Source organism: Janthinobacterium sp. 344 (genome assembly GCF_900112025.1).
Taxonomy (GTDB): domain Bacteria; phylum Pseudomonadota; class Gammaproteobacteria; order Burkholderiales; family Burkholderiaceae_D; genus Janthinobacterium.
The window spans coordinates 428,339-442,478 of record NZ_FOKL01000004.1 but is presented as its reverse complement, the minus strand read 5'-3'; the positions used below and the strand labels follow the sequence as shown (position 1 = coordinate 442,478).

The 14,140-nt window shown below is 63.2% G+C and carries 11 protein-coding genes; 5 read left to right on the top strand and 6 right to left on the bottom strand.

Going from position 1 to position 14,140, the window contains the following annotated elements; genetic code table 11:
• Positions 1 to 31: 31 nt before the first annotated feature.
• The 6 genes from BM193_RS14270 to BM193_RS14245 form a co-directional block, all read right to left on the bottom strand.
• Positions 32 to 2,035: a S9 family peptidase gene (locus BM193_RS14270; protein ID WP_092796772.1), complete on the bottom strand. Its 2,004-nt coding sequence runs from the start codon at positions 2,033 to 2,035 to the stop codon at positions 32 to 34.
• Between the two features lie 81 nt (positions 2,036 to 2,116).
• Positions 2,117 to 4,168: a S9 family peptidase gene (locus BM193_RS14265; RefSeq protein WP_092796770.1), complete on the bottom strand. Its 2,052-nt coding sequence runs from the start codon at positions 4,166 to 4,168 to the stop codon at positions 2,117 to 2,119.
• A gap of 109 nt (positions 4,169 to 4,277) precedes the next feature.
• Entirely contained in the window at positions 4,278 to 6,326 is a 2,049-nt protein-coding gene (locus tag BM193_RS14260) for a sodium:solute symporter family protein (RefSeq protein WP_092796768.1), read from the bottom strand.
• The gene (locus BM193_RS14255; protein ID WP_092796766.1) at positions 6,323 to 6,598 is read right to left on the bottom strand and encodes a DUF4212 domain-containing protein; all 276 of its coding nucleotides are present in this window, start codon (positions 6,596 to 6,598) and stop codon (positions 6,323 to 6,325) included. The genes BM193_RS14260 and BM193_RS14255 overlap by 4 nt, the downstream gene beginning before the upstream one ends.
• Positions 6,591 to 8,123 carry a sensor histidine kinase gene (locus BM193_RS14250; protein WP_254786137.1) on the bottom strand — a complete coding sequence of 511 codons (1,533 nt, stop codon included), beginning with the start codon at positions 8,121 to 8,123 and terminating at the stop codon, positions 6,591 to 6,593. Before BM193_RS14250 ends, BM193_RS14255 begins: the two co-directional genes overlap by 8 nt.
• Positions 8,120 to 8,839, bottom strand: coding sequence for a response regulator (locus BM193_RS14245; RefSeq protein WP_092796764.1), 720 nt, complete (start codon positions 8,837 to 8,839; stop codon positions 8,120 to 8,122). The genes BM193_RS14250 and BM193_RS14245 overlap by 4 nt, the downstream gene beginning before the upstream one ends.
• A gap of 250 nt (positions 8,840 to 9,089) precedes the next feature.
• Here BM193_RS14245 and recA point away from each other — a divergent pair, with 250 nt between their 5' ends.
• From recA to sucD, 5 genes are all read left to right on the top strand, one after another.
• On the top strand, positions 9,090 to 10,196 hold the full coding sequence (gene recA, locus BM193_RS14240; protein WP_071321836.1) for a recombinase RecA: 1,107 nt from the start codon (positions 9,090 to 9,092) through the stop codon (positions 10,194 to 10,196).
• A gap of 190 nt (positions 10,197 to 10,386) precedes the next feature.
• Positions 10,387 to 10,842, top strand: a complete 456-nt coding sequence (gene recX, locus BM193_RS14235) for a recombination regulator RecX (RefSeq protein ID WP_092797204.1) — start codon at positions 10,387 to 10,389, stop codon at positions 10,840 to 10,842.
• 527 nt (positions 10,843 to 11,369) lie between these two features.
• Complete coding sequence (locus BM193_RS14230) at positions 11,370 to 11,930, top strand: DUF2889 domain-containing protein (protein WP_092797202.1); 561 nt, start codon at positions 11,370 to 11,372, stop codon at positions 11,928 to 11,930.
• 84 nt (positions 11,931 to 12,014) lie between these two features.
• Positions 12,015 to 13,184: an ADP-forming succinate--CoA ligase subunit beta gene (gene sucC, locus BM193_RS14225; RefSeq protein WP_092796762.1), complete on the top strand. Its 1,170-nt coding sequence runs from the start codon at positions 12,015 to 12,017 to the stop codon at positions 13,182 to 13,184.
• A gap of 13 nt (positions 13,185 to 13,197) precedes the next feature.
• Positions 13,198 to 14,079: a succinate--CoA ligase subunit alpha gene (gene sucD / locus BM193_RS14220; RefSeq protein WP_076565931.1), complete on the top strand. Its 882-nt coding sequence runs from the start codon at positions 13,198 to 13,200 to the stop codon at positions 14,077 to 14,079.
• The last annotated feature ends 61 nt before the right edge of the window (positions 14,080 to 14,140 follow it).

The window sequence follows — 14,140 nt, the reverse complement described above, 5'->3', positions numbered from 1 at the left end:
CATGCCGGCGCAGCACGGCCGCTGCGCGGTGTTACTGGCTGGCGCTGCCGGGGCCGATATTGCGGTCCAAAAATTTCTCGACACGCTGCCAGAAATCGACGCGCGTGGCCGGCAGGTACCAGCCATGTCCTTCGTCCTCGTACACCACCCATTCCACGTCGGGATTGTGCGGCTTGACCGCCGCGTGGAACTGCTTGCCGTGGTACAGCGGCACGCGCTTGTCCGCCGCGCCATAGGCCAGCAGCAAGGGCTGGGTGATGCGCGCCGCCTGGGCGATGGGCGAGGTGGCCTGGAACTGCGCCGCATCCTTCAGCGGGTCGCCGATCAGCTGCGGCATGCCGTACTGCTTCCAGTCGTCCGAGAGATCGGAGGCGAAGCTCCAGTGGCCCGTGTACATCAGGCCGATGTCGGTCACCCCCACCCAGTCGATGCCGCAGCGGTACAGGTCGGGGTCGTTGATCAGGCCCATCAAAGTGGCATAGCCGCCATAGCTGGCGCCGGCGATGCAGACGCGGCGCGGGTCGGCGATGCCCTGGGCAATGGCCCAGCGCGCGCCGTCGGCGATATCGTCCTGCATCTTCAATCCCCATTGCTTCCAGCCGGCGCGGAAGTGCCGCTTGCCGAAGCCCGTGCTGCCCCGGTATTCCGGCTGCAGCACGGCATAGCCGCGCGAGGCAAGGAACTGCACCTGCCCATCCCATTGCCGCTCGGCGCCGCGCACATACGGGCCGCCATGCACCAGCACCACCAGGGGCAGCTCCTTGCCCGTGCTGTTTTTTGGCACGGTGAGCCAGGCGGGAATGGACAGGCCATCGCGCGCCGGGTAGCGCACCAGCCGCTGTGCGCTCATCTGCGCGGCCTGGATCTGCGGCTGGCTATCACCGATGGCCGTCAGGCGCCCTGTCTCGCCGTTGAACAGCGCATAGCGCATCGGCTGCACGTCCGAGAACGACTGCACCAGCACGAACGGCGTGGCGGGCCGGGCCGCCAGGGAGACGAGATTGCGCGTCTCGGGCATCAGCGCATCGATGCGCGCCTGGAGGGCGGCCATGGCGGGATCGAACCAGCGCGTGGCGCGCGATTCTTCCAGGTAGCCCGCGCCCAGCAGCTTGCCGTCACGGACGATCAGTCCCCCCGTGAAATCGTAGCCATCGAGCGCGATGAGGGGCGCGGGCACGATGCTGTCGCTGGCCAGGTCATATGCATGCACGGACAGCGTATCGCTGCCCAGGCGGGCCTTCACGTACAGCGTGCCGTCGGGACCGAAGCCCAGCGGCGTGAACGCCTCGGCGCCGCCGACATAGGCGTCGAATTGCGCCAGCGTGCGCCAGGCGCCGCTGGCGGGATCGCGGTACCGCACGCTGTCGATATGGCCTTCCCGCGTGACGGCCAGGCGCGGCTCGCCGCGCTGGTCGAGCAGCCAGCGGCGCACCTTGCCGGGCGGCGTGACGGGCGTGCTGCGGCCCGTGACGGTGTCGAGCTGCAGCAGGGCCTGGTAATCGACTTCGCGCGTGGCCGTGAATACCGTGCTCAGCACGTAAATGGCATCGCTATCCTGCGCGCCGCGCTGGCTGCTCAGGTAGGTATGCCACGGCAGCACCTTGTAGATGGACGTCGACAGGTTGGGCGCGCCGCTGCGGCTGGCCAGCTGGCGCAACTGGCTGCCGTCGGCATTCACGGCGTACAGGCCCGGCCCGTAGCGCACATCGCCGGAGGCCGTCTGGCGGTCGTGCAGATTGAAGGCCAGGCGCTGCGGATTGACCCACTCGATGTCGCCCACGTCCGCGTCATCGAACTGCGCCACCACCTTGATGCTGTTGTCGCGCAGGTCGACGATGGCCAGCCGGTCCCGCTTGTTGGGACCGTTGACCTTGACGGCCAGGCGGCGCGCATCGGGCGCCAGCAGCGCGCCGCTGAACTCGGGATTGGCGAAGAAGGCGGCCAGCGGTGGCGGCGCGGAAGGCTGGGCCATGGCGGGCGGCGCGCAGAGGCAGGCAAGCAGCAGGATGACGCGCAGGAAAGGAGGGACAGGCATAAGCGCTTGGCAATCAGAGTGTAGGGGAGGTTGGGGGCGCTACTTGCCGGGCGCTGGCGTCTGCGGCGCCCGGCGGTGGTCTTACGGGGCGCTGGCCGGGGTGCCGGCAGGCGCCGGTTCTGGCGCTGGCGCCACCGTGGGGCCGATGCTGCGGGCCAGCAGTTTTTCGGCGCGCGTCCAGAAGTCGACATTGTTCTTTTGCAGCGCCCAGCCGTGGCCTTCTTCGTTGTACAGCACCCATTCCACATGCGGGTTGGTCTTGCTGACGGCCTGGTAGAACAGGCGGCCCTGGCTTGCCGGCACGCGCTGGTCGGCGCCGCCATAGCCGAGCAATAAAGGTTGTTTGATGCGGGCCGCCTGCTGCAGCGGTGACGTCGCCCGCAGTTGCGCGGCATCGAGCACGGCATCGCCGACCATGTCCTTCATGCCGCTTTTCTTGTATGAGTCGGCCAGGTCGGAATCGCCCGTCCAGTGCCCGTCGCGCATCAGGTTGATGTCGGTCACGCCGACCCAGTTGATGCCGCACTTGAACAGCTCGGGGTCGTTGAGCAAACCCATCAATGTCGAGTAGCCGCCATAGCTGGCGCCGGCGATGCAGATGCGCTGCGGGTCGGCGTAGCCCTTGGCGATGGCCCAGCGGGCGCCATCGGCGATATCGTCCTGCATCTTCAAGCCCCATTGCTTCCAGCCGGCCTTGTAATGGGCCGCGCCATAGCCGGTGCTGCCGCGGTAGTCCGGTTCCAGCACGGCATAGCCGCGCGAGGCCAGGAACTGCGTCTCGCGGTTCCAGTCCCAGTGGCCGCCGCGCACCCAGGGGCCCCCATGCACCATGACGACCATGGGCAGATTCTTGCCGGGATGCCCTTTGGGCAAGGTCAGGTAGGCGGGAATCGTGAGGCCATCGCGCGCCTGGTAGCGCACCTGGGTCTTGCGCGACATGTGCAAAGGGTCGATGGCAGGATGGCTGCTGCCCACGGGCATGAGCTGTCCCGTGTCGGTATTGAAGATGAGGACGGTTGCCGGCTGCACGTCGGAACTTGCCGTCACCAGCACGAACGGTGTTGCCGAGCGTTTGGCCACGGAGATGATATTCACGGTGGCCGGCAGCAAGGCATCCACCTTGGCCTGGACGCCATCGAGCGTCTTGTCGAACCAGACCGTGCCGGCCGCATCCGTTTCAAAGCGCATGCCCAGCAACTTGTCGGCGCCCTGCACGGGGATGCCGGCGAAATCATAGCCGGGCGTGTTCGCCAGTGGCGCACCCTGGATCGTGTCCGTGGCCAGGTCATAGCGGTACACGGCTTCGGCGCCCTGGTAGTTCGCGTGCACGTAGAAATTGCCCTTGGCATCGAAGAAGGCCGGCGAGAAATCGCCTGGCGCCGCCAGGTACACATCGCTCTCGCGCAGTTTGCGCCATGGGACGCCGGCATGCTCACGATAAAGCAGGGTACGCTTGTTCTCATTGATCGTCAGGGCGATGCGCACTTCGCCTTTCTGGTCCAGCAGCCAGCCCTGGGCATCGGCCACGCTGGCGGCGACCTTGCTGACACCCGTCACGGTATTCAGACGCAGCAGCGTCTGCGATGCGATGCCGGTGGTGCTGAACTGGGCTTGCGTGACATACACGTCGTCCGTGCCCTGGTCGCCGCTGGCGCTGAGCAAGCGCGTATCCCAGCTCAGCATTTCGGGCGCGCCGCGCGTCGTCTTGCGCGAATTGGTGTTGCTGGCCAGCTGGCGGTAGCCGCTGCCATCGATATTGATCGCATACAGGCCGGGTCCGTACTGCACATCGCCTTGGGCGATATTGCGATCCATGACGCTATACACGATGCGTTGCTCGTTCACCCAGGCGATGCTGCTGATATCGGCATCCTCGAACGAGGTCAGGGGCTGCACCTGCATGCCGGGCAAATTGACCGTGTAGAGCTGGACCCGGCCGCCCTTGGCGCTGACCAGCACGGCGACATGGCGACCGTCCGGCGACAGCACGGCGCCGCTGAGCGTCGCATTGGCAAAGAAATCGGCGGCGGGAATCGCCGCCGCCGGCACGGGCACTGCCGCATGGGCTGTTATGCTGGCGGCGCTGGCCGGCAACAGGATGGCAAGGGTAAGACAGGCAAGGCTGGACCGCATGGACACTCCGCATCAAGTTGCAAGATACAGTATTCATTTTGAATACTATTTCCGCAAGGCTATCATCTGCGGCGTTGTTTTGCGAGTCCCACCATGTATTTTTCTGTCATTATTCCGGCGCCCGGATATGCTCGACCAGTCCCGTGCTGCGCCGTTTCGGCGCCGGCGTCAGCCAGCTGACCAGCACCGTGGCGGCCAGGCCGGCCGGCACGCCGAAGATGCCGGCGGAAATGGGCGCGATATGCCACCATTGTCCACCGGCGTTACCGCCCAGCATGGTGCTCGTGTGCAGCATGTAATACAGGCACACGCCAAAGCCCGTCAGCATGCCGGCCAGCGCGCCCTGGTGATTGCTGCGTTGCCAGAACACGCCCAGCACCAGGGGCGGGAACAGGGTCGAGGCGGCCAGCGAAAAGGCGATGCCCACGAGGGACAGGATGTCGGCCGGCTTTTGCGAAGCCGCATAGGCGGCGATGAAGGCCACGGCCAGCAGCAGCAATTTTGAAATCGTCACGCGCTTCTGCGTCGAGGCGGTGGGGTCGACCACCTTGTAATAGATGTCGTGCGACAGGGCATTCGAGATGGCCAGCAGCAAGCCGTCCGCCGTCGACAGGGCGGCGGCCAGGCCACCGGCCGCCACCAGGCCGGAAATGACGTAGGGCAAGCCGGCGATCTCGGGCGTGGCCAGCACCAGCACGTCGGCATCGATGGCAATTTCCGCCAGCTGCACGATGCCGTCGCGGTTCACGTCGACGATGCTGATCAGCGGGCTGAGCTTGTCCACGTTGGCCCAGTACGAGACCCAGGTGGGCAGGTTGGCATATTGCGTGCCCACCAGCGCGGAATAAATATCGTACTTGACCAGCACGGCCAGCGCGGGAATCGTCAGATAAATCAGGAGGATGAAGAACAGGGTCCAGAACACGGAGACGCGCGTGTCGTGCACGGACGGTGTGGTGTAGGAGCGCATCAGGATATGCGGCAGGGCGGCCGTGCCCAGCATCATGCAAAACACGAGGGCCAGGAAATTGTTGCGCTTGATATCGGACTGTGCCCGGTCAGGGGCGGGAAACGGCTGCGCATGCGGCGTGATCGGTTCGGCGCGTTTCTGGTTGCCGGCCTGTGCCGCCTGCCACAGCACGCGCGCTTCTTCGGGATTCTTCGGGTAGGCGATCAGGGCCCGCTCCGCGTTGCGGATGTCAAACAGCGATGCATTGCGCTTGCGCAAATTGTCGAGCTGGCGCTGGGCCGTCAGGTGGCCTTGTTCCCACGACGCGGGCAAGCCATCGATACGCGCCTGGTAGCTTTGCGCGCGCTGGCGGAAGATGGCGCGCACCTCGTTTTCTTTCGGATCGTTTTCCAGCACGTGCTCGCGCGTGCTCAGCTGCGGCAAGACCTTGCCGTAGGCGATCTGCGGCACGGGATTGTCCGCATGTTTTACCGACAGCCACATGGCGGGGATCAAAAAGGCGATCAGGATGATGATGTATTGCGCCACCTGCGTCCAGGTGATGGCGCGCATGCCGCCGAGAAAGGAGCACACGAGGATGCTGGCCAGTCCCAGGAAGATGCCGACGGAAAAATCCACGCCCGTGAAGCGCGAGGCGATCAGGCCCACCGCGTAGATCTGCGCCACCACATAGGTAAACGAGACGATGATGGTGGCGGCCACGGCCACCACGCGCACGGCGGCGCCGCGACCGTCGCGCCCGCTGCCGTAGCGGGCGGCGAGGAAGTCGGGAATCGTGTACTGGCCGAACTTGCGCAGATACGGCGCGATCAGCAGCGCCACCAGGCAGTAGCCGCCCGTCCAGCCCATGATGAAGGCCAGGCCGTCGAAACCGTTCAGGTACAGGCCGCCGGCCAGGCTGATGAAGCTGGCGGCCGAGATCCAGTCGGCCGCCGTGGCCATGCCATTGAACATGGCCGGCACGCGGCGCCCCGCCACATAGTATTCGGTGACGTTCGAGGTGCGGCTGATGACGCCGATGGTGGCGTACAGGGTGATGGTGACGAGCATGAACAGGTAGCCGATCCAGGCGCGCGGCATGCCTTCCTGTTCCAGCACCGTCAGGGCCAGCAGGAAGGCGGCGAAGCCGGCGGAAAACAGCAGATAGTAGCGGCACAGGCGGGCAAAGAAGGTGCGCTGGCCGCTCATGCTTCCTCCCCGGCATGGAAGTCGCGGTCGAGGCGCCGCATGCGCCAGGCATACAAGCCGATGATGGCCAGGTACACCAGCGAGGCGCCCTGCGCCGCCATGTAGAAGGGCAGGGGCCAGCCGAACAGGTTCAGGTGCAGCAGCTCGCGGGCAAAGAACACGGTGAGGAAACCCGTCAGCAGCCAGATCGCCAGCAGGATGGCCGTCAGGCGCCGCGTCTTGTGCCAATGGGTATCGAGGCGCTGCTGCAGTGCCGGGCTGGGCTTATCCATAGGTGATGTCATCCTCTTCGGGCGCGTCCGGCAATAGCAGGGCTATGCTCAGGCGCAACAGCGTACCTGGCAGCTTGGGCGAGGTGGCGCGCGGATTATGAAAAATGTCGACTTCGGCGTCATGTTGCTGGGCAATTTCACGCACGATGGCCAGCCCCAGGCCGCTGCCGTCGGCATTGCTGCCCAGGATGCGGTAAAAGCGTTCGAAGACGTGCGCCCGCTCGGCCGGCGCAATGCCGGGCCCCGTATCCTCCACTTCCAGGATGGCCCGTTCCAGCGTGCCGCGCACGCGCACGGTGACGCTGCCGCCGGCCGGCGTGTAGCGCAGGGCGTTGTCGATCAGGTTACTCAGCAGTTCGCGCAGCATGATGGCATTGCCGGAAATCATGATCGAATACGCGGGCTGCTCGAAGCCCAGGTCGATATGCTGGGCAAACGAGGCTTGCACCCAGTCCTGCACCACGCCGCGCGCCAGTTCGCTCAGCTCGATGGGCTCGAAGGTGGTGCCCGCCTGCGGCTGGTTTTCCGCGCGCGCCAGTGCCAGCAGCTGGTTCACCAGGCGCGTGGCCGCCTCCGAACTTTTCGCCAGCTGCAGCAGCGAGCGGTGGATTTCGTCGTGGTCGGTCTGGCGCAATGCCAGCTCGGACTGCATGCGCATGCCCGCCAGCGGCGTCTTCATCTGGTGCGCCGCATCGGCGATGAAGCGTTTCTGCATGTCGATCGACAGCGACAGCCGCGCCAGCATCTCGTTGAGCGAGCCGACCAGCGGGGTGATTTCCTCGGGCACCTGCCCCGATTCGATGGGGCTCAGGTCGTCGGGCGGCCGCGCGCGTATGCGTTCCTGCAACTGCGCCAGCGGCGACAGGCCACGCGCCAGGGCGAACCAGACCAGGGCGAGGATCACGGGCAGGATGATGAACTGCGGCAAGATCACGCCCTTGATGATTTCATTGGCCAGCTGGGCGCGCTTTTCCAGCGTTTCCGCCACCTGCACCAGCGCGCGGCGCGGTTCCTCTTCCGTGCTGGCCGGCATGTCGAGATAGGTGAACGCCACGCGCACGGGCGTGCCGTGGATGGTGTCGTTGCGGAACAGCACCGTGCCGCTGCGGTATTTGTCCGGGTCTTGCGGCGGCGGCAAGTCGCGGTCGCCGTCGAGATACTCGCCGCGCGCACCGACCACCAGGTAGTACAGCGTGTCGATATCGTCGCCGCGCAGGAAGTCGCGGCCGCTGCTGTTCTTTTCCGGCATGCGGTGCAGCAGCTCGCCATCGGCCTGCTTGACCTGCTGCGTCAGCACGGTGACGCTGTCTTCCAGCGCATGGTCGAAAGGCTGGTTGGCGATGCTCTTGGCGACCAGATAGGTGATGGCGATGCTCATGGGCCACAGCAGCAGCAGGGGCGCCAGCATCCAGTCGAGGATTTCGCCAAACAGCGAGTGCTCGATGGTGTCGTCCTGCTCCGTCGTGGGCGGCTCGAACCAGTCGTCGTCGACGGCCTCGTCCGGCGGCGCCTCGCGTCCCTTCACTTGCTGGCGGGGGCAGTGGCGTCGGCCGCCTCGGCGTGCAGGCGCGCTTCCGAGTATTTTTCCAGGCAGTAACCGAGGCCGCGCACGGTGGCGATGCGCACGCCGCCCACTTCGATTTTCTTGCGCAGGCGGTGCACATACACTTCGATGGCGTTGTTCGACACTTCCTCGCCCCATTCGCACAGGTGGTCGACCAGTTGCTCTTTCGAGACGAGACGGCCGGTGCGGCCCAGCAGGATTTCCAGCAAGCCCAGCTCGCGCGCCGACAGGTCGAGCATCTGGTCGTTGATGTAGGCGCTGCGGCCCACCTGGTCATAGCTGAGCGGGCCGTGCTTGATGATGGTGGCGCCGCCACCGGCGCCACGGCGCGTCAGGGCGCGCACTCTTGCCTCCAGTTCCGACAGGGCGAACGGCTTGGCCATATAATCATCGGCGCCCAGGTCGAGGCCATTGACGCGTTGTTCGATGGAATCGGCGGCCGTCAGGATCAGCACGGGCAGCAGGGAAGCGCGCGCGCGCAGGCGGCGCAATACTTCCAGGCCGGACATTTTCGGCAAGCCCAGGTCGAGGATCAGCAAGTCGAATTCCTGGGTGGACAGGGCCGTATCGGCTTCCTGGCCATTCTTGACGTAGTCGATGGCATAGCCGGACTGGCGCAGCGAACGGGTCAATCCATCGGCCAGGACGCTGTCATCTTCGGCAAGTAAAATACGCATGGTGAGGCTTCCTCTGCTTGCAACATCAGGACATCAGAAGTCTATATTGTGTTTCATTTTCCGCAAGGTGGCGAGTTTTTGTGAAAAACAAGGGCTGTATTGATCTGTTTCAAAACAAATCCACGTTCCGCTTGCATTGATCACTGTTTTTTTATACAGTACTGTCTGTGTAAAGAATTTAACCCACTGGCGCTATCGCAGGCTGCAGGATTCCAGTGAATCCGCACCTGTAGAACGGCTGAAAGAACATATGGACGATAAAAAAGCTGTAGTACCCGCATCGGAAAAAGCCAAGGCGCTCGCCGCCGCACTGGCGCAGATCGAGAAGCAGTTTGGCAAAGGTTCGGTCATGCGCATGGATGCCAGCGCACCGATCGAAGAAGTGCAAGTCGTGTCGACCGGTTCGCTCGGCCTGGATATCGCGCTGGGCGTCGGCGGCTTGCCGCGCGGCCGCGTGGTGGAAATCTACGGTCCTGAATCGTCCGGTAAAACCACCTTGACCCTGCAAACCATCGCCGAAATGCAAAAACTGGGCGGCACCTGCGCCTTTATCGATGCCGAGCACGCGCTCGACGTCGGCTACGCGCAAAAGCTGGGCGTGAACCTGCATGAATTGCTGATCTCGCAACCGGATACGGGCGAGCAGGCGCTGGAAATCTGCGACGCCCTCGTGCGTTCGGGCAGCGTCGACCTGGTCGTCATCGACTCCGTGGCCGCGCTGACGCCACGCGCCGAGATCGAAGGCGACATGGGCGATTCCCTGCCAGGCCTGCAAGCGCGCCTGATGTCGCAAGCCCTGCGCAAGCTGACCGGTTCCATCAACCGCACGAATACCCTGGTCATCTTCATCAACCAGATCCGCATGAAGATCGGCGTGATGTTCGGCAGCCCGGAAACCACCACCGGCGGCAATGCGCTGAAATTCTACGCCTCCGTGCGCCTGGATATCCGCCGCACCGGCTCGATCAAGTCCGGCGATGAAGTAATCGGCAACGAAACCAAGGTCAAGGTCGTCAAGAACAAGATCGCGCCACCGTTCAAGGAAGCGCACTTCGACATCCTGTACGGCGCCGGCACCTCGCGCGAAGGCGAAATCCTGGACCTGGGCTCGGATGCCAAGATCGTGGAGAAATCCGGTTCGTGGTACAGCTACAACGGTGAACGCATCGGCCAGGGCAAGGACAACGCCCGCGCCTTCCTGCAAGAGCGTCCGGCCTTGGCCCGCGAGATTGAAAACAAGGTCCGCGCGTCGCTGGGCGTGCGTGAACTGCCGCCGCTGGCCGCTGAAAAGCCGGAAAAAGCGGACAAGGCCGCCGACAAGGCTGCCAAGGCTGCGGAAGCCAAAGCCGCCGAGTAAGCAAGTCACACGGCTGTGCTGGCCTGGCCGGCTGCGGCTGGTTCTGCCTGCGGTGGACCGCGGCCCCTTGCGCCGTGGCCTGCCGCATAAAAGATCTACAATGAATGCCGCCTCGCGCCTGTGCGCCAGGCGGCATTTGTCTTTTGGTGCCGCGTGTTTTTGTTGATGTGATGGATGATGGGGTGGAATGATGGCAGCGGTACAACTGAGCCTGAAGGGCAGGGCGCTACGCTTTTTGTCGATGCGCGAGCACAGTCGCATGGAATTGCGGCGCAAGCTGCAGCGCCATGCGCAGGAAGGCGATGACGTGGAAGCCCTGCTCGACAGCCTGGAGCAGGCCAATTGGCTGTCGCAGGAGCGCTTCTCGGAATCGCTGATCCACCGCCGTTCGGCGCGCTTTGGCAACAGCCGCATCATGGCGGAACTGCAAAGCCATGGCATCGGCGGCGAAGCGCTGCAGGAGCTCAAGGCGGGCCTGGCCGAAGGTGAAACGGAACGCGCCTGCGAGGTGTGGCGCCGCAAGTTCGGCCAGGTGGCGCAGGATGCGGAGCAGCGCAACAAGCAGATGCGTTTCTTGATGCAGCGCGGTTTTTCCCAGCGGGCGGTGCAGGTGGCCCTGAAGGGGCTGGAGCCGGAAGACGATTAACATGGCCCAACACCCGCCTTGACGCTGCGCCACCGCTGGCGTGCGCGCTTGCCGCACGGCCTGTCCGCGCCGGGCTGTGTTCCTTCTGCAACAGTCGGTGCCAGGCCAGCATCCCCCCTGTCACTCAGCCGCCTAGCGGTCGTTGCATTCCTGGTAAGTGCCCGGTGCCTGGCACCCGCCGTTCAAAACGCCCGGCATATTGTTGCGTTGCGTGCGGCCATCGCCGCCAGCGCGGGCATGCGCTTGGCGAGCGCGGCAATCTAACGCGGATAGGGCCGCCGCCGCCGATATCGATCATCACCATCCGTGATAACAGCGTCAATTTCCATGCTGTTTCTTTATACTTTGAAATGTTTTTATCAAAGCAATGAAAAATTATGTTGCGGCGCAACCGGCGTCCAGTGTGCTACACTTTTAGGGTTTTTGCGGCGCCGCAGGTGCGGTTGCTGTTCGTAGAAGCTGCGAACGGCGTGCTTTATGCACATGGCTGCTTACTAAATTTTGGCCGCGCAAGCGGCATCGGTCTTATGCCCCTGTCAACTCCCGTATCCCGGCGCGCCCTCCGGCACTCCCGCGTTATCGACGTCCAAGCGTATATGCGCGACGACGGCCTGTGGGATATTGACGCGCGCATTACCGACATCAAAAGCTACGACGCGATGCTGGCCTCCGGCCCCCGTCCCGCCGGCACCCCTCTGCATGACCTCCATTTACGCATTACCGTCGATCACGCACTGACCATCGTCGAGGCCGAAGCCGCCTCCGATGCCGTGCCGTATCCCGGTTTTTGCGATACCATCGGCCCCGCTTACAGGGCGTTGATCGGTCTGAATTTATTGAAGAATTTCCGCCGCGACTTGAAACAGCGCCTGGCGGGAATCGCCGGCTGTACCCATTTGACCGAACTGGCGCAAGTCTTGCCGACTGCGACGGTTCAGGCATTTGCCGGCGATGTCTGGTCGACCCGCGACGGTGAGAATGCTGATTTGCCGCATGAAAAGCCGTTTCAACTCGACAAATGTCATGCCCTGCGCACCGATGGCGGGGCGGTTGCACAGTATTACCCGCGCTGGGTAGCCAAAGCGTGATCCCGGCGCTGTTTTTCCCGTTTTTCTGTTTTTTTTGCACCACTAACCGTATTTTTACAAATCAGTATCAGAAGGGAAGCCAGCATGAAAATCCATGAGTATCAAGCCAAAGAAATCCTCCGGCAGCACGGAGTGACGGTACCACGCGGTATTCCGTGCATGTCCGTCGACGAAGCCGTCAAGGCTGCGGAAACCCTGGGCGGTCCGGTATGGGTCGTCAAGGCGCAGATCCACGCAGGTGGTCGCGGCAAGGGCGGCGGCGTGAAAGTGGCAAAATCGATTGAACAGGTCAAGGAATACGCTGACCAGATCATGGGCATGCAGCTGATCACGCACCAGACCAGCGCCGAAGGCCAGAAAGTCAACCGCCTGCTGGTGGAAGAAGGCGCCGACATCAAACAGGAACTGTACGTTTCGCTGGTCACCGACCGCGTCACCCAGAAAATCGTCCTGATGGCGTCGTCCGAAGGCGGCATGGACATCGAAGAAGTGGCCGAGAGCCACCCGGAGAAGATCCACCACGTGACCATCGATCCGGGCGTCGGCCTGACCGATGCCCAGGCTGACGACATCGCGACCAAAATCGGCGTGCCTGCCGGTTCCATCGCCGACGCCCGCGTCAACCTGCAAGGCCTGTACAAAGCCTACTGGGAAACCGACTGCTCGCTGGCCGAGATCAACCCGCTGATCGTCACCGGCAGCGGCAAGGTCATCGCCCTGGACGCCAAGTTCAACTTCGACCCGAACGCCCTGTTCCGTCATCCGGAAATCGTCGCCCTGCGCGATCTGGACGAAGAAGATCCAGCTGAAATCGAAGCGTCGAAATTCGACCTGGCCTACATCTCGCTCGACGGCAACATCGGTTGCCTGGTGAACGGTGCCGGCCTGGCCATGGCCACCATGGACACCATCAAGCTGTTCGGCGGCGAGCCTGCCAACTTCCTGGACGTCGGCGGCGGTGCCACGGCGGAAAAAGTGACCGAAGCGTTCAAGATCATGCTGAAAAACCCAGGCCTGAAAGCCATCCTGGTGAACATTTTCGGCGGCATCATGCGTTGCGACGTGATCGCTGAAGGCGTCATCGCCGCAGTGAAAGCCGTCTCGCTGAACGTACCGTTGGTGGTGCGCATGAAGGGCACCAACGAAGACCTGGGCAAGAAGATGCTGGCCGATTCCGGTCTGCCTATCATCGCAGCCGACACCATGGAAGATGCAGCCAAGAGCGTCGTTGCCGCTGCTGCCGGTCAAGCTTAATTAAGGAATCAACATGTCCATTCTGATCAATAAAGATACCAAAGTCGTTACCCAAGGGATCACCGGCAAGACCGGCCAGTTCCACACCCGCGGTTGCCGCGACTACGCGAACGGCAAAGCCGCCTTCGTGGCAGGCGTGAACCCGAAGAAAGCCGGCGAAGATTTCGAAGGCATTCCCATTTTCGCCAACGTGACCGAAGCGAAAAAAGAAACTGGCGCCAATGTTTCCGTGATCTACGTACCGCCAGCAGGCGCGGCAGCGGCGATCTGGGAAGCTGTCGAAGCTGAAATGGATCTGGCCATTTGCATCACCGAAGGCATTCCTGTGCGTGACATGATGGTCCTGAAAGACCGCATGGCCAAAGCTGGCAGCAAGACCTTGCTGCTGGGCCCTAACTGCCCAGGCTTGATCACGCCAGACGAAATCAAGATCGGCATCATGCCAGGCCACATCCATAAAAAGGGCCGCATCGGCGTGGTTTCGCGTTCGGGTACCCTGACCTATGAAGCAGTGGGCCAGCTGACCGCACTGGGCCTGGGCCAATCGTCGGCAGTCGGCATCGGCGGCGACCCGATCAATGGTCTGAAGCACATCGACATCATGAAGATGTTCAATGACGATCCAGATACCGACGCGGTCATCATGATCGGCGAAATCGGCGGTCCGGACGAAGCCAACGCGGCTTATTGGATCAAAGACAACATGAAAAAACCGGTCGTCGGCTTCATCGCTGGCGTGACGGCTCCTCCAGGCAAGCGCATGGGCCACGCCGGCGCGCTGATCTCGGGCGGTGCCGATACGGCGCAAGCCAAGCTGGAAATCATGGAAGCTTGCGGCATCACCGTGACCAAGAACCCGTCGGAAATGGCGCGTCTGCTGAAAGCCATGCTGTAATTTCAGCCTGACTTGCTGCGGGACAAAAAAGGAGCTTCGGCTCCTTTTTTCATGCGCGCAA

Coding starts and splice junctions, on each gene's coding strand:
- BM193_RS14230 (WP_092797202.1), top strand. CDS start 11,370: ATGCCCCTGTCAACTCCCGTATCCCGGCGCGCCCTCCGGCACTCCCGC.
- BM193_RS14265 (WP_092796770.1), bottom strand. CDS start 4,168: ATGCGGTCCAGCCTTGCCTGTCTTACCCTTGCCATCCTGTTGCCGGCC.
- recX (WP_092797204.1), top strand. CDS start 10,387: ATGGCAGCGGTACAACTGAGCCTGAAGGGCAGGGCGCTACGCTTTTTG.
- BM193_RS14270 (WP_092796772.1), bottom strand. CDS start 2,035: ATGCCTGTCCCTCCTTTCCTGCGCGTCATCCTGCTGCTTGCCTGCCTC.
- BM193_RS14245 (WP_092796764.1), bottom strand. CDS start 8,839: ATGCGTATTTTACTTGCCGAAGATGACAGCGTCCTGGCCGATGGATTG.
- sucC (WP_092796762.1), top strand. CDS start 12,015: ATGAAAATCCATGAGTATCAAGCCAAAGAAATCCTCCGGCAGCACGGA.
- recA (WP_071321836.1), top strand. CDS start 9,090: ATGGACGATAAAAAAGCTGTAGTACCCGCATCGGAAAAAGCCAAGGCG.
- BM193_RS14260 (WP_092796768.1), bottom strand. CDS start 6,326: ATGAGCGGCCAGCGCACCTTCTTTGCCCGCCTGTGCCGCTACTATCTG.
- sucD (WP_076565931.1), top strand. CDS start 13,198: ATGTCCATTCTGATCAATAAAGATACCAAAGTCGTTACCCAAGGGATC.
- BM193_RS14255 (WP_092796766.1), bottom strand. CDS start 6,598: ATGGATAAGCCCAGCCCGGCACTGCAGCAGCGCCTCGATACCCATTGG.